General features: G+C 66.4%; 13 protein-coding genes. 6 read left to right on the top strand and 7 right to left on the bottom strand.

Going from position 1 to position 15480, the window contains the following annotated elements; translation table 11 throughout:
* Nucleotides 1–2 precede the first annotated feature (2 nt).
* Both QQL28_RS11705 and QQL28_RS11700 read right to left on the bottom strand, forming a co-directional pair.
* Complete coding sequence (locus QQL28_RS11705; protein WP_284265048.1) at nt 3–1676, bottom strand: cisplatin damage response ATP-dependent DNA ligase; 1674 nt, start codon at nt 1674–1676, stop codon at nt 3–5.
* Entirely contained in the window at nt 1673–2710 is a 1038-nt protein-coding gene (locus QQL28_RS11700; protein ID WP_284265582.1) for a ligase-associated DNA damage response exonuclease, read from the bottom strand. Before QQL28_RS11700 ends, QQL28_RS11705 begins: the two co-directional genes overlap by 4 nt.
* A gap of 137 nt (nt 2711–2847) precedes the next feature.
* Here QQL28_RS11700 and QQL28_RS11695 point away from each other — a divergent pair, with 137 nt between their 5' ends.
* From QQL28_RS11695 to pdeM, 4 genes are all read left to right on the top strand, one after another.
* Nucleotides 2848–3774 (top strand): class I SAM-dependent DNA methyltransferase, encoded by a 927-nt coding sequence (locus QQL28_RS11695; protein WP_284265580.1) that lies wholly within the window; start codon nt 2848–2850, stop codon nt 3772–3774.
* A 117-nt stretch (nt 3775–3891) separates the two neighbouring features.
* A complete protein-coding gene (locus QQL28_RS11690; protein WP_284265045.1) occupies nt 3892–5121 on the top strand; it encodes an ABC transporter substrate-binding protein in 1230 nt (409 codons plus the stop codon).
* A gap of 242 nt (nt 5122–5363) precedes the next feature.
* Nucleotides 5364–7946 carry a ligase-associated DNA damage response DEXH box helicase gene (locus QQL28_RS11685; protein WP_284265042.1) on the top strand — a complete coding sequence of 861 codons (2583 nt, stop codon included), beginning with the start codon at nt 5364–5366 and terminating at the stop codon, nt 7944–7946.
* Nucleotides 7947–7999: 53 nt separating this feature from the next.
* A complete protein-coding gene (gene pdeM / locus QQL28_RS11680; RefSeq protein WP_284265040.1) occupies nt 8000–8671 on the top strand; it encodes a ligase-associated DNA damage response endonuclease PdeM in 672 nt (223 codons plus the stop codon).
* Here pdeM and QQL28_RS11675 read toward each other — a convergent pair.
* Nucleotides 8668–9531: a LysR family transcriptional regulator gene (locus QQL28_RS11675; RefSeq protein WP_284265039.1), complete on the bottom strand. Its 864-nt coding sequence runs from the start codon at nt 9529–9531 to the stop codon at nt 8668–8670. The two genes, pdeM and QQL28_RS11675, sit on opposite strands and share 4 nt — an antisense overlap.
* Before the next feature lie 97 nt (nt 9532–9628).
* Between QQL28_RS11675 and QQL28_RS11670 the strand changes: the two genes are divergently transcribed.
* Nucleotides 9629–10555: a DMT family transporter gene (locus QQL28_RS11670; protein ID WP_284265036.1), complete on the top strand. Its 927-nt coding sequence runs from the start codon at nt 9629–9631 to the stop codon at nt 10553–10555.
* Nucleotides 10556–10567: 12 nt separating this feature from the next.
* Nucleotides 10568–11341, top strand: a complete 774-nt coding sequence (locus tag QQL28_RS11665; RefSeq protein ID WP_284265034.1) for an MBL fold metallo-hydrolase — start codon at nt 10568–10570, stop codon at nt 11339–11341.
* 115 nt (nt 11342–11456) lie between these two features.
* On the opposite strand, the gene QQL28_RS11660 is transcribed toward QQL28_RS11665, so the two are convergent.
* The 4 genes from QQL28_RS11660 to QQL28_RS11645 all read right to left on the bottom strand — a co-directional run.
* Complete coding sequence (locus QQL28_RS11660; protein WP_284265578.1) at nt 11457–12227, bottom strand: TIGR02186 family protein; 771 nt, start codon at nt 12225–12227, stop codon at nt 11457–11459.
* Nucleotides 12227–13144: a sulfite exporter TauE/SafE family protein gene (locus QQL28_RS11655; protein ID WP_284265032.1), complete on the bottom strand. Its 918-nt coding sequence runs from the start codon at nt 13142–13144 to the stop codon at nt 12227–12229. Before QQL28_RS11655 ends, QQL28_RS11660 begins: the two co-directional genes overlap by 1 nt.
* 192 nt (nt 13145–13336) lie before the next feature.
* Nucleotides 13337–14140: a COG3904 family protein gene (locus QQL28_RS11650; RefSeq protein WP_284265030.1), complete on the bottom strand. Its 804-nt coding sequence runs from the start codon at nt 14138–14140 to the stop codon at nt 13337–13339.
* Between the two features lie 105 nt (nt 14141–14245).
* Nucleotides 14246–15480, bottom strand: a 1235-nt coding sequence (locus QQL28_RS11645; protein ID WP_284265028.1) for a tetratricopeptide repeat protein, incomplete at its 5' end; no start/stop codon positions are given.

Here is a 15480-nt window from a genome sequence, read left to right as displayed (position 1 = left end):
CTTCAAGCTTCAATCTCGACCGCTTCCGCCTTCAGCATCCTTTCCAGCGTCTCCAGCCGGTCGGCCTCGCGCGGCGGCTTGTCCCAGCGCAGGCGGCTGATGCGGGGAAAGCGCATGGCGACGCCGGATTTGTGCCGCGGCGAGCGCTGCAACCCCTCGAAGGCGACCTCCAGCACCAGCCCCTTGTCGGGCTCGTGCACGACATGGCGCACGGGGCCGAACTTTTCCGTGGTGTTGCGGCGGACGAAGCGGTCGATCTCGAGCAGCTCCTCGTCGGTGAAGCCGAAATAAGCCTTGCCGACCGGCACCAGCTCGTCACCGTCATTGCCTTGGGTCCAGACGCCAAACGTATAGTCGGAATAATAGGACGAGCGCTTGCCATGGCCGCGCTGCGCGTACATCAAGACGGCGTCGATGATGTGCGGGTCGCGCTTCCACTTCCACCACTGTCCCTTCGGCCGTCCCGGCAGGTAAGGCGCATCGCGCCGCTTCAGCATCACGCCTTCGACGGCTTCGGCATCCTCGCCAGCGCCGGCGCTTGCGGGATCGGCGCGCGCGGCGGTGAGCGCGTCCCAGCTCTCGAATGGCACGGTCGGCGACAAGTCGATGCGGACATCGCCGAGCTTCTTGATGAAGGTTTCGAGCCGCTCGCGCCGCTCGGCGAAGGGCAGCTCGCGCAGATCGTTCTCGTCGTCGCCGAGCAAGTCATAGGCGCGCAGGTGGATCGGAAAATCCTTGATCAGTTTTGGCGAGACGACCTTGCGGTTGAGGCGTTGTTGCAGGACGTTGAAGCTCTGCACCCGGCCGTCGCGCACGACCAACAGCTCGCCGTCGACCGCGCCGGGCAGATGCAGTGACGGCACGAGATCCGGAAAGCTCCCCGTGATGTCCTCGCCGGTGCGCGAATAGAGCCGCACGGTGATGTGTCCGCGATCGTCGCGGCCTGCGACGGCCTGCACGCGGATGCCATCCCATTTCCACTCGGCGATGTAGTCCGCGGGATCGAGGCTTTGGAAATCCGAGTCCTCGATCGCATGCGCCAGCATCACCGGGCGGAACGGCGCGGGATCGCGATTGACGGGTTTTTCCGCGCGGCCCTCGAGCCAGGCGAACAGGTCGAGATAGGGCGGGGCGAGGCCGGGCCAGATCAGCTCGATCTCATGCGGGTCCTTGTCGCCGAGCGTGGCGGCCGCGGTTTTTGCCAGCCGCGCCGAGATGCCGATGCGAAGCGCGCCGGTGACGAGCTTTAGCAGCGCCCAGCGGCCGGTCTCGTCGAGCTCGTCGAGCCATCGCGCGAGCTGGCCCGGCAGCTCGGTCTTGCCGAGCGTGCGCAGCGTGGTGACGACGTCGGTGAGGGTTGGGGGCGGTGGCTTGTTGTGGCTTTGGCTACCGTCTTTGATGGCGCTCTTCGGCCACATCAACGCCACCGTCTCCGAGAGGTCGCCGACGTAGTCATAGGACAGCCCGAACAACACCGGATCGGTGCGCGCTGCAATCAGGTCGCGGATCAATCCCGGCTTCGCGTGCTTGAAGCTGAGCGCGCCCGTCAGCGCGGCGAGCGCGTAGCCACGGTCGGGATCGCCGACCTCGCGGAAATAGCCGGTGATCAGCCGCAGCTTGTTGTTGCGGCCGGGTTCGTAGGTGAGGCGGTCCAGCAATTCGGCGAAGCGGTTCATGCTTCGGCCTCGCCTGCAATTGGCGTCTCGCTCTCCTCTTCGTCACCATAGCCAACGAGATCGAGCGGCTGCGCCTGCAATCCCTTGGTCTTGCACCAATGCACCAGCGCGTCTTCCTGGCCATGGGTGACCCAGATCTCGCCCGCGCCGGTCGCAGCAATGGTCGCCGTGAGGCCGTCCCAATCGGCATGATCTGAAATCACCAGCGGCAATTCCACGCCGCCCTGCCGCGCCCGCGCGCGCACCCGCATCCAGCCCGAAGCAAATGCGGTGACCGGATCGGGAAACCGCCGCGTCCAGATATCGGAGGTGGCGGAGGGCGGGGCCAGCGTAATGGTGCCGGCGAGATCGGCCTTTTTCGTGCCCTTCACCGGGCGCAGCTCGCCGAGCGCGATGCCGCGGCTCTGATAATAGTGCGTGATCGTCTCCATCGCGCCATGCAGGTAGATCGGCGCGTCGTAGCCCGCCCCGCGGAGCAGCGCGATCACGCGCTGCGCCTTGCCGAGCGAATAGGCGCCGACGAGATGCGCGCGCTCCGGAAATAGCGCGACGGAGGCGAGCAGCTTCTTCACTTCGTCCGCCGCATCGCCATGGCGAAACACCGGCAGGCCGAACGTCGCCTCGGTGATGAAGACATCGCAGGGCACGAGTTCGAACGGCGTGCAGGTCGGATCCGGCGCATCCTTGTAGTCGCCGGAGGCGACGATGCAGGTGTCCTTACAGGTCACAGCAATCTGTGCCGAGCCCAGCACATGGCCTGCAGGGTGAAACTTCACGGTCACGCCGCCGAGCCGGATCTCCTCGCCATAGCGGATCGCCTGCGTCGTGCCGGCAAAATTCTCGCCATAGCGCAGCCGCATCATGTCCAGCGTCTCCTGCGTCGCCAGCACGGCGCCATGGCCGGCGCGCGCATGGTCGGAATGGCCGTGGGTGATCACGGCGCGCTCGACCGGGCGAATAGGATCAATGTGGAAGCCGCCTGGCTTGCAGCACAGGCCGGCAGCAGTTGGCAACAGGATGTCTTGCGGGCGCATGGTGGTCATATAGGGCGCCGCTGCCCCAATGTTCACCCGTCATGCGCGGGCTTGACCCGCGCATCCATCTCCCTAAACAGTTCCCTTTTTGATGGATTGCCGGGTCAAGCCCGGCAATGACGAACACTGGTTCCGCCATGCCCCTGCGTCTGTTCCTGTCCTCCGGCGATCTGATGGCCGACCGCCGTTTCGAGTTCGCGCGCGACCTTCAGCTCAAGGGCGATTTGCCGGCCGCCGCCGATCTGCTGGAGCAGGCGATCGAGCTGGCGCCGAATTTCACCTCGGCCTGGTTCACGCTCGGTGAAATCCGCGAGCAGCTGGGTCAACGCGACAAGGCGATCGCGGCGTTTCGAGAAGCACGCCGATCCGACGCGAGCGATCAGCATGGCGCGGGCCTGCATCTGATGCGGCTCGGTGATGAGCAATTGTCGGAGATGCCGAAGGCCTATGTGCAGGCGCTGTTCGATCAATATGCGCCGCGCTTCGAGCATGCGCTGATCAATGATCTCGGCTACCGCGCCCCAGCGTTGATCTTCAAGGCCGTGCTGGCGGCGCGCGTCGCCGCGAAGAAGCCGGCGTTCTTCCAGCGCGCGATCGATCTCGGCTGTGGCACGGGGCTCGCGGCCAGCGCCTTCGCCAAGCAGGTCGACCAGTTCATCGGCATCGACCTGTCGCCCGGAATGATCAAGGAGGCGCGTGCCACCGGCCTCTACGCCGAGCTCGAGGTGGTCGACATGATCGAGGGCCTGCGCGTCAAACCGGACGCGAGCGCCAATCTGATCGTGGCTGCGGATGCGTTCGTATATCTGTCCGATCTTGCGCCGGTGCTGATGGAAGCAAGGCGCGTGCTCGCAGCCGGCGGCACGCTCGCCTTCACGCTCGAGACGCATGACGGCAGCGGCGTCGTCCTGGGCGAGGGCCTGCGCTATGCCCATGCTGCGGAATATGCGCGCAGCGTCATCGCGAAGGCCGGCCTCAAGCTCCTGACGCTGGAGCCGGCCTCGCCGCGCAACGAGAACAACGAGCCGGTGCGCGGCCTCGTCATCGTCGCCGAGAAAACTTGAGTCTAGGCGCTAGGATCGCCCCGAATTGAGCGGCATTGCGCCGCAACGCGCCGCCTTCCCACTTGCGATGCGCGCCCTGATGTCAGCACAATGCGCGGCATTAGGGAGACAACGCCAATGACAAAAAATCCATCGCGGCGCGATTTCAGCGCCGGCGCATTTGCCACGATCGCAGCTTCCACCTTGCCTGCGCCCTACGTCTGGGCGGCAGAGAAGAAATATGATGCGGGCGCGAGCGACACCGAGATCAAGATCGGTCAGACCGTGCCGCATTCCGGCCCCGGCTCGCTCTATGGCGTTTTGGGGCGCGTTGGCGAAGCCTATTTCCAGATGCTGAACGAGAAGGGCGGCATCAACGGGCGCAAGGTGAAATTCCTCACCATGGACGATGCCTACAGCGCGCCGAAATGCGTCGAGGCGACGCGCAGGCTGGTGGAGCAGGAGGAGGTGCTCGCGCTCTACGGCTCGCTTGGCACCGCGCCGCAGACCGCCGTGCACAAATACCTCAACTCCAAGGGCGTGCCGCAGCTCCTGCTCAATACCGGCGCGTCGAAGTGGAACAACCCGAAGGAGTTCAAATGGACGATGGCGGGCCTGCCTCTCTATCCGACCGAAGCGCGCATCCTCGCCAAGCACGTCGTCAGCGTGAAGCCGAACGCGAAGATCGGCATCCTCTACCAGAACGATGATTTCGGCCGCGACTTCCTCGGGCCCTTCAAGAAGGTCCTGGCCGATGCCGGCGGCGCCGCGCAGGTGATCCTGGAGCAGACCTACGACCTGACCGATCCGACGATCGACTCCCAGCTCGTCAATCTCTCCAAGTCCGGCGCCGACGTCTTCTACAACATCTCCACCGGCAAGGCGTCGTCGCAGTCGATCCGCAAGGCCGCCGAGCTCGGCTGGAAGCCGCTGCAATTGCTCTCCGCAGGCTCGACCGGCAAATCCATTCTCAACGCCGCCGGCTTCGAGAACGCATCCGGCATCGTCGCGATCCGCTACTCCAAGGACGCCGGCCCCGGCCCCTGGGAGAACGACAAGGACGTGATGGCGTTCGACACGCTGCGCAAGAATTATCTGCCGAACGTCGATCCGGACAACACCATCGCCTATGCCGGTTACGGCCAGGCCGTGACCATGGGCGAGATCCTGCGCCGTTGTGGCGACGAGCTTACGCGCGAAAACGTGCTCAAGCAGGCCGCGAACCTCAACGGCTTCCACTCGCCGTTCTTCCTCGACGGCGTCGACTACAGCTACACGCCCGGCGACTACACGCCGATGAAGACGCTCTTCATCTCGACCTTCAACGGCAAGGACTGGCAGGTCTCCGACAAGCCCGTGACGGAGTAGCGGGGCGCTGCCTCTCCCTCTCCCCGCTCTTACGGGTGAGGGGCTCTCTCCGCGTTCACGGTGGCAATTGGATTCGCGGAGGCTCCCCCTCACCCGGATCGCATCTAGCGATGCGACACAGCCGAAGCTTCGCTTCGGCGTTCTTCAGAACGGCCGCCGAAGGCGGCCTATGCCTCTCCCCGCAAGCGGGGCGAGGCAGAGCCCTCTCGACGAACGCGTCTCCACGGCTTACCTCTATCGCCGTGCCGCCCCGTATCCTCAACCTATCGGCCGAGCCGGCCGCGCTGTTGCCCGACCGCTTCCAAGAGTGGTTCGCGGCCCGCGGCTGGTCGCCGCGCGCGCATCAATTGGCGCTGCTGGAGAAGGCGCGCGAGGACGCTAGCGCGCTGTTGATCGCGCCAACCGGCGCCGGCAAGACGCTGGCGGGATTTCTGCCGACGCTGGTGGAGTTGAGTGGCGGGAGGTGGCGGGAGCAGGCATCCGGCGCGACGCGTCCCAGCCTGATCTCCATCGGCCGCGCCGTTCAGCGCAGCGGCGGCCTGCATACCCTCTACATCTCCCCGTTGAAGGCGCTCGCCGTCGACATCGCGCGAAACCTGGAGCGGCCGATTGCGGAGATGGGGCTCCCGATCAAGGTTGAGACCCGCACCGGCGATACGCCGGTGTCGCGGCGGCAGCGCCAGCGCCGCTATCCGCCGGACATCCTGCTGACGACGCCGGAGCAGCTCGCATTGCTGCTCTCCTCCGACGATGCGCCGTTCCTGTTCTCTTCGCTGAAGCGCGTGGTGCTCGACGAGCTGCATGCGCTCGTCACATCCAAGCGCGGCGATCTGCTCTCGCTGGGGCTCGCGCGGCTGTGGCGACTCGCGCCCGCGATGCGCATGATCGGCCTGTCGGCGACGGTGGCCGAGCCCGACTCGCTGGCGCGATTCCTCATGCCACAACCGGGCGGCAAGGCAGCGGCCGCTGATATCGTGATGGCTGGCGGCGCGGCGGCGCCGATCGTCGAGATGCTCGACACGAGCGAGCGCCTGCCCTGGGCCGGCCACACCGCGCGCCATGCGCTCGCTGAGGTCTACGAGCTGATCAAGGCGAACAAGACGACGCTCGTCTTCGTCAACACCCGCAGCCAGGCCGAGATGCTGTTCCAGGATCTCTGGCGCATGAACGACGATGGCCTTGCGATCGCGCTGCATCACGGCTCGCTCGACGTCGCGCAGCGGCGCAAGGTCGAGGACGCGATGTCCGCGGGAAAATTGCGCGGCGTGGTCTGCACTTCGTCGTTGGATCTCGGCGTCGACTGGGGCGACGTCGATCTCGTCATCAATATCGGCGCACCAAAGGGCGCCTCGCGCCTGATGCAGCGCATCGGCCGCGCCAACCACCGCCTCGATGAAGCCTCGCGCGCCGTGCTGGTGCCGGCCAACCGTTTCGAGGTGCTGGAGTGCCGCGCCGCCATCGATGCGATCGCGGAGAATGCGCAGGATACCCCGCCCTTGCGCATCGGCGCGCTCGACGTGCTCGCCCAGCATGTGCTGGGCTGCGCCTGCGGCGAGCCGTTCCTCAGCCACGAGCTCTATGACGAGGTGCGCACGGCCGCGCCTTACGCCGATCTGTTGCGGCAGGATTTCGACGACGTCGTCGATTTCGTCGCCACCGGCGGCTACGCGCTGAAAACCTATGAGCGCTTTGCCCGCATCAAGCAGGACAAGCAGGGGCGCTGGCGCGTCGCCAATCCAAAGGTGCGGCAGAGCTATCGCCTCAACGTCGGCACCATCGTCGAGGAGCCGATGCTCAAGGTGAGGCTGGTGCGCTCGCGCTCCACCGGCACCGGATCTACGGGTGCGATTGCGCGCGGCGGACGCGTGCTCGGCGAGATCGAGGAATATTTCATCGAAGGCCTGAGCCCCGGCGACACCTTCGTGTTCGGCGGCGAGGTGGTGCGCTACGAGGCGCTGGCCGAGGACCAGGTCTATGTCTCCCGCGCGCATGATGCGGATCCCAAGGTGCCGTCCTATATGGGCGGCAAATTTCCGCTGTCGACCTATCTGGCCGAGCGCGTGCGCCGGCTGCTGGACGACAAGCGCGCATGGGGTGCGCTGCCCGAGCAGGTGCGCGACTGGCTGTCGCTGCAAAAGGATTTTTCGCGCGTGCCGGCGGTGCGCGAGCTCCTGGTCGAGACGTTTCCGCGCGGCAACAAGCACTACCTGATCTGCTATCCCTTCGAGGGGCGACTCGCCCACCAGACGCTCGGCATGCTGCTGACGCGCCGGCTGGAGCGTGCCCGCGCCCGGCCGCTCGGCTTCGTCGCCAATGAATATGCGGTCGCGATCTGGGGGCTGGGTGATGCCTCCTTCATGATCCGCAACGGCCAGCTTGATCTCAACGCGTTGTTCGACTCTGACATGCTCGGCGACGACCTCGAGGCCTGGCTCGCCGAGTCCGCGCTGATGAAGCGCATGTTCCGCAATTGTGCGCTGATCTCCGGCCTGATCGAGCGCCGGTTCACCGACGAGGACAAGAGCCGGCGGCAGGTGCTGTTCTCGACCGATCTCGTCTACGACGTCCTGCGCAAGCACCAGGCCGACCACATGCTGCTGCGCGCCGCGCGCGCCGATGCCGCGACCGGCCTGCTCGACCTGCGCCGGCTAGGGGATATGCTCGCGCGCATCCACGGTCACATCACGCACCGGGAACTCGACCACGTCTCCCCGCTCGCCGTCCCCGTGATGCTGGAAATCGGCCGCGAGTCAGTTTATGGCGAAGCTGCAGACGAGCTTTTGGCGGAGGCCGCCGACGAGCTCGTCAAAGAGGCGATGGGATAAGCGGCAGGACGAAGGTGACGGCAAGCGCGCAGGTTTCGGGGGATGATGAGGACATGCGCGTTTCGAAGGTCACCATCGCAGATGTGACGTTCGCTGCCGATCTCTCCGGCGCGCTGTTCTGGGACGAGCAGCGGCTGCTCGTCGTCTCCGACCTGCACCTGGAAAAAGGCTCGAGCTTCGCCACGCGCGGCGTGCTGCTGCCGCCTTACGACACCGTTGCGACGCTCAGCCGGCTCGCGGCGGTAATTGCGCGGCACGATCCGCGAACCGTCATCGCGCTTGGCGACAGCTTTCATGATCGCAGCGCCCATGAGCGACTGTCGAATGAGGATCGCGAGGTCATGATCTCGCTCCAGACCGGACGCGACTGGATCTGGATCTCGGGCAATCATGATCCGCTTCTGCCGCGCGATCTCGGCGGCAGCGTCGCCGACGAAGTCGCGATCGGCCCGATCATTTTCCGTCACGAACCGACCGGCGCGCATGGCGAGATCGCCGGCCATCTCCATCCCAAGGCGCGCGTCGCCGCACGCGGCCGCTCGATGGAGCGGCGCTGCTTCGCCTCCGATGGGATGCGCGCCGTGATGCCCGCCTTCGGCGCCTATGCCGGCGGCCTCAGCATCCGCGACGCCGCCTTCGCAAAGGTTTTTGGCGCGCGGCACTTCACGGCACACCTCCTCGGCGACCGCCGCGTCCACGCCATCGCTGCGTCGCGGTGCTATTAAGCCGCCTTCGCCTGCACCGTATCGCAGAACTCCGCCAAACGATCCGCAAGTCGCAATGTCGCGGGGCTCGCACCCGGTGACGCCATCAGCGCGACTTCGGTCCTGTTGATCGGCGCAAAGCCGTCCTTGGCGGTCAGCACGCGGTGATCGGACTGGATCGCCATCTCCGACAAGATGCTGAGGCCCATGCCGGCGGCGACGGCGGCCTGGATGCCGGCGAGGCTCGATGACGTATAGGCCATGTGCCAGGGCCGGCCGGCGCTTTCCAGCGCGTGGATGGCGCCGGTGCGGTAGAGGCAGCCGAGCGGAAATCCAATCAGCGGCACGGACGACACCTCGGCTTGAATCGGATGGCTCTTGCTGGTGACCCAGTGCACCCGTTCCGGCCACACCGCGATCGCGCCCTTCTCGCCGGCCTCGCGCTTGTACAGCGCCAGATCGAGCTCGCCGCGCTCGAGGTCGCGCGACAGGTTCATGCTCTGGTCGGCGCGCACATCGAGCCGCAGGGTGGGATGCGAGCGCGAGAACGTGCCGAGCAGTTTCGCCAGCCGATAGGCGGCAAAATCCTCGGGGATGCCGAGCCGGATCGCGCCTTCGCTGCCGGGCTGGCTGAGCACGTCGCGCGCCTCCTCGGCGAGTGACAGCAAGCGTCGCGCGTAGGACAATAGCCGTTCGCCGGCCTCCGTCGGTCGCACGTCCTTGCCGTCACGGTGCAGCAGCACCTGGCCGACGTCCTCTTCCAGCCGCTTGATTTGCTGGCTCACCGTCGACTGCGTGCGATGGACGCGCTCGCTCGCGCGGGTGAAACCGCCGGCATCGACCACAGAGACGAAGCTGCGCAACAGCTCCAGATCGAGCATCGCCCGCCTCCATTCATAAATCCACTGACAAGAAGTTAATCATTTAATTTCCAAATGGCAAGCGACCTCCCTAGATCGAGAGGCAAGGAGAAGTCCCATGTCCCTCGCTCCCTCGATCGCCGTCCCCCGCAGCCGCTTCAACCCGTTGCCGCTTTACATCGGCCTGTTCTGCCTGCTCTGGAGCTTTGCCTTCGTCGCCGGCAAGATCGGCGTCACCGACTGCCCGCCGCTGATCCTGCTCGCGGCGCGCTTCTCGCTCGCCGGCATCCTGATCCTCGGCATCTCGGCGCTGCGCCGCGATGCCTGGGAGATGACTTGGCGCGACGCCGCGATGTTTGCCGTGCTCGGCATCGCCAACAACGCGCTGTATCTCGGCCTCGGCTATACCGGCCTGCAATCGGTCTCGGCCGGCCTCGGCGGATTGATCGTCTCTGCCAACCCGGTGTTCACGGCAGCGCTCGCCGCGCTGCTGCTCGGCGAGGGCATGACCTGGCGCAAGGCGGCGGGCCTCTTGCTCGGTGTCCTCGGGGTCACCTTCATCGTCTGGCATCGCCTCGCGGTCGGCACCGACAGCCTGCACGGAATCATGTTCACGCTGGCCTCGCTCGCCTCGATCGTCGCCGGCACCATTTTGTTCAAGCTGTTCGCGCCGAAGGGTAGCTTGTGGATCGGCAACGGCATCCAGAACATGGCGGCGGGCATCGTGCTCACGCCGATTGCGTTGACCTTCGCGGACGTCCACGCCATCCAGTACACGCCCGGCCTCATCGGTGCCTTCGCCTTCCTGGTGCTCGGCGGCTCGATCCTCGCTTATCTGCTCTGGTTCCATCTCCTGAAAGTGTGTGGCGCGACCGCGGCCAGTGCCTATCATTTCCTGATGCCGCCGCTCGGCATGCTGTTCGCGTTTCTGGTGTTGGGGGAGCATGTCGAGGCGCGCGATCTGCTCGGCATCGTTCCGGTGGCGATCGGCATCTATCTGGTGACGCGTCCCGCGCAATCCGCTGCGATCAAGCCCGTCTCGTAACAGGAGTCCGTCATGGCCATTTCCATCACCCTGATCGGCGGCCCGACTGCGCTGATCGAGATCGACGGTTTTCGGCTCCTCACCGATCCGACCTTCGATGCTCCGGGCGCCTATCAGCTGCCGCATGTGAAGCTGGAGAAGACGATCGGACCCGCGCTGAAGGCCGATGCGATCGGCCCGGTCGATGCGGTGCTGCTCAGCCACGACCAGCACTCGGACAATCTCGACAATTCCGGTCGCGAGCTTCTGTTCAAGGTGAAACGCGTGCTGACGACGGAGGCCGGCGCAAAACGGCTCGGCGGTCACGTCGAAGGCCTTGCGCCCTGGGACACGGCGCAGGTCAGAGATCGCGACGGCAACACGCTGACCGTCACCGCGACGCCGGCGCGCCACGGTCCGGCCGGCATCGAGCCGCTGTCGGGTGACGTCATCGGCTTCGTGGTGTCCTCCATCAACAAGGACAGCCGCTCGATCTATATCAGCGGCGACACCACCTGGTTCGACGGCGTTGCGGAAGTGGCGCGCCGTTTCGATTGCGGCGTGGTGCTGCCGTTTGCCGGCGCAGCGCAGACGCGCGGGCCGTTCCATCTGACCATGGATACCAACGACACGGTCGAGACCGCGCGCGCCTTTCCCGATGCGGTGATCGTGCCCGTGCATACCGAAGGCTGGGCGCATTTCCGCCAGAACGGCGAGGATCTGCGCAAGACCTTCGACGTCCTCGGCTTCGGCCCGCGCCTGCGCCTGCTCGAGCCCGGCGTGCCCACGGTGCTCGAGGCGCCGTAGTTGCCACCCCCGTCATTGCGAGGAGCGAAGGCGAACTGCTCCCCAACGTCGTCCTGGCGAACGCCAGGACGACTCGGAGATATTGTTGTCCGCCTGCGCCCACAACGAGCGCCCCTCAATCCTTCCTGAACACGATCGACGCGGACCAGCCGCACGTCAGCGCCAGGGCGGCGGTGACGAGGCCGTAGATGAATCCGTTCTGCCGCGCGCTGGTGGCGACGAACTGCTCGAAGCCGACCTTGACGATCTCGAACGCCGTCTCGGTCTTGGTCACGAGCGCACCGTTCGCGAACAGCTTGATCTCGACCTCATAGGTCCCGATCGGCACCTCGGCGGGCAGCGGAATGCCGGTACGGAACAGCGTCGGCGTCAGGAACGTGACCGCGGACGGATCCTCGCGGTAGAGCCCGCGCTGCGTGCGCAGCCGGATGAAGGCGCTGCGGAACGCATCGTCCGGCACGACGTCGGCATAATCGGTGCCGACGCGCTGGGTCAGCAGCACGTTGTTGAGCCCGATCTGCTGGCGCCGCGCGATCTCGGGCGAGGTGATCTGGTCGAAGGGGCGATTGGCGAACAGCGCGAGATAGCTCGGCACCTGCAGGAATTGCCGGTAGTCGGTGTTGATCCAGATGCCGAACTTTCGTTCCTTGCGCCGCGTCACCATGTCCGCACGCGGGCCCAGCACGGTGACGACGAGATCGTAGGCGTTGCGATTCGCCGGCGTCGCCGCATCCCTCTCCACCGAGCCGAACAGCACCAGCTCCTCGCCGGAATAGTTCGGCGTCACGGTGACGCGATGATTCGAGACCGACACGATCAGCCGCTCGGCCCAGGCAGTGCCGCCGAGCTGCAGCATCAGGAGAGCAGCGATGATTGCACGCGCGATCATCCCGTCACTCCGATCTCGCGGATGGTGAAGAGGTCTTCGGGGCGGATCACGAGCTCGACGGCGAAGCGCAGGCCGACGGCGAGGATCAGCAGGCCTAGGAGCAGCCGCAGCTGCTCGCCGCGGATCTTCTGTCCGGCGCGCGCGCCGAACTGCGCGCCGGTGACGCCACCGACCATCAGGATCAGCGCCAGCACCGCATCGACCAGATGATTGGTCATTGCATGCAGCATGGTCGCGAACAGCATGGTGACCAGCGTCAGGATCATCGACGTCCCGATCACCGTCGAGGTCGGCACCCGCAACAGATAGATCATGACGGGCACCAGGATGAAGCCGCCGCCGATGCCCATGACGGCGCCGATGAAGCCGATGATGATGCCGACCACGACGACGGGGATCACCGACAGATAGATCTTCGAGCGCTTGAAGCGCATCTTCAGCGGCAGGCCGTGGATCCAGTTGTGGGTGCGCCGCGGCGGCACGGCGCCGCGCCGCGTCCGCATCATCGCGCGCAGGCCTTCCGAGAACATCAGGCTGCCCACGGTCGTGAGCAGCACCACGTAGGAGAGCGCGATCATCAGGTCGAGCTGGCCGAGCGCGCGAAGCTGCGTGAAGGTCCATACCCCGAGCGCGGTGCCCGTCACGCCGCCACATAACAGCACGGTTGCGAGCGCCGGATCGATCGCGCGCCGCCGCCAATAGGAGATCGCGCCGGAAAAGGACGAGGCCGCGATGTGGCTCGCGACGGACGCGACCGCGACCGCGGGCGCAATGCCGATGAAGATCAGGAGCGGCGTCATCAGGAATCCGCCGCCGATCCCGAACATGCCCGAGACGAAACCGACCGCAGCGCCCATCGCGAGCACCAGGAACACATTGACCGGAAGATCAGCGATGGGGAGGTAAAGCTGCATCGTGCGGCGTTCCGGCGAGACGGATCGGATTGCGGAATGCTCGCGGGAAGGCGGAACGATTGCCGCGTCCCTCATTAGCCGAATTCGCCGGACGACGGACCAGGAATTTTCCGGCGTGCGGCGTTTTTCGCCCGTGATCCGAACAGGACCGCTCAGCGTGGTGAATCGTTCAGATTAACGAGAGTTCGATCCTCAGGGCTTGCCGACGGGATTGGTGATCAGGTTCATCGCCAGGGCCTGGTCGGGCGCGAGCCAGCGCACTTCCCTGGTCTGCGACATGGCCTCGACGATCGAGGACGAGACGCCCATGCGCGTCACGTAGCCGAGCACGGCGCCGGCCGTGCGCTGGGCGTCGGCGACGGGGTCGCTGACTGCGACCGTATTCACGAACCGATGGACCCCGAGCGCCGATCCCGCGACGCCATAGCGGATCTTGCCGCCGGCATAGACCAGCACGCAGGCGCTGGCGCAATAGGCCGGCCGCACGCGATCCGAGGCATCGGTGACACCAACGGCGGTCGAAAGCCCGCGTGCGCGGATCGCCTCGCCCATGATGACGGCCTGGTTGAGATTGCCACCCGGCGATGACAGCAGGACGAGATCGCCGGGGGCGAGATGCGCATCATCCAGCCGGTCACGCAGCCAGCTCGCGGCCGCCGGCCCGATCTCGCCGCTGATGGCGAGTGCGCGTCGGCCGCGCACGGCGCCGCCGAGATCGGCATTGGCGATGACGGCCGAGCTCAGGCTCGGCGAGACATACTGGTCCTTCCAGTAGGCCCAGGCCTCGGGCCGCGACAGGTCGCGGTAAGCACGAACGAGGACGCTTGAGGACAGGAGCAGGAAGATGACCACCGACCAGAACAGCCGCCTGTGCGTCCGCAGGGGCACCGGCCCCTCGACTGCCGGTCGAGGAGCCGCAGCGCGCGGAGGCGCGATCCGCGGACCGGTGGGAGAGCTGCGGAAGGAGCCTTTCTCCCGGCGATCAGTCTCGGACAAGGGAACCTCGTGCTGCTGGACACGCGCGCGGGCGATGCGCAGTTCTACACGGCTTCAGCAGAGAGGCATAGGACGACGCAACCGCAGGTCGCGACGTGATTTGTCCTAATGCGCGGCCAACGCCTGGCGCTTGATCGCGACAGGCTTGGGCGCGGGCTTGGTGCTGGCCTGCGCCGGGGCGCTGTCCCAGCCGCCGGCGGGCGCTGCGACATTGACGGCATCGTCGGGCTGCGGCTCGGCGCTGAACGTCTGGATCGCGAGCTTGGCAGCGGCGAGCGACTGCGGGTCGAGGCGCTTGGCAACGTCGTCGCGCTTGGTCGCCGCATCCGAGTCGCCCTGGGCAGCGGCGAGGCTGAACCATTTGTAGGATTCGGCAAGGTTCTGTTCGACGCCGATGCCGCGGGCATAGAGGATGCCGAGATTGTACTGGCTGTCGGCGACGCCGCGATCGGCCGCCTTGCGGAACCACTGCGACGCGCTCTTGTAATTGGGGCCGCGTCCGCCGCCGTCGGCATCGAGCACCGCGAGATTGTGCATGGCCTTGGCGTTGCCGCGCTCGGCGGCCTGCGTGTAGTAGCGGCGGGCGATGTCGGCGTCCTTCTTCACGCCGAGACCCTTCTCATAGAGCGTGCCGAGCCGGAAGGTCGCGGGCACCACGCCGGCCTGCGCCGCGCGGTCATACCATTTGACGGCTTCCTCGTAATTCGCTGCCACGCCTTTGCCTTCGGCGAAGCGCAGGCCGATCTCATAGGCCGCGGTCGCATCACCCTTCATCGCGGCGGCGCGCAGCACCGGACCGCCGATGCCGTCGGCCAGCCGCTCGCTCGGCGGCACCTGAACGGTGCCGAGCCGCGTGCGCGACGGCGTCGTCGGGATCGTGCCGGTGATGTCGTTATTGCCCGCGGCGGGCGGCAGCGCAGGTATCGCCGGCGGCGGCGGGATCTCGACGGACGCGGTGCTGCCGGAGTTGACGGGAGCGGCATTGTTCAGGGATTGCCGACCGAGCGGGGTCGGTGAGGTCATCGACGGCGTGACCTGCTCGGGCACGGCGGGCTTTGCGTTGTTCTCGGCAGGCGCAGGCGCTTGCGATGCGGGCGCGCTTGCGGGGCTCTCCATCGCCGGTGCCGGTGGGGCGCTGCCGCCGCCTTCGAGCAGGTTCATCGCCATCTTGAAGGTGCCGAGCACGATGACGACCACGCTCGCGCCGACCAGCAGCGAGCGGATCTTCGAGGTGATGGTCGAACCTTCCTTGCTCTTGTCCTTGGCGCCGCCGGCGGCGGCCTTGCCGCCACGGCCGGGCTTCTCGGGCTGCGCGGCGGCGGCCTGTGCGGCCCGGCGTG

Origin of the sequence: Bradyrhizobium iriomotense (assembly GCF_030160715.1) — a bacterium.
Taxonomy (GTDB): Bacteria; Pseudomonadota; Alphaproteobacteria; order Rhizobiales; family Xanthobacteraceae; genus Bradyrhizobium; species Bradyrhizobium iriomotense.
This window is presented reverse-complemented; position numbering and strand designations above follow the sequence as displayed.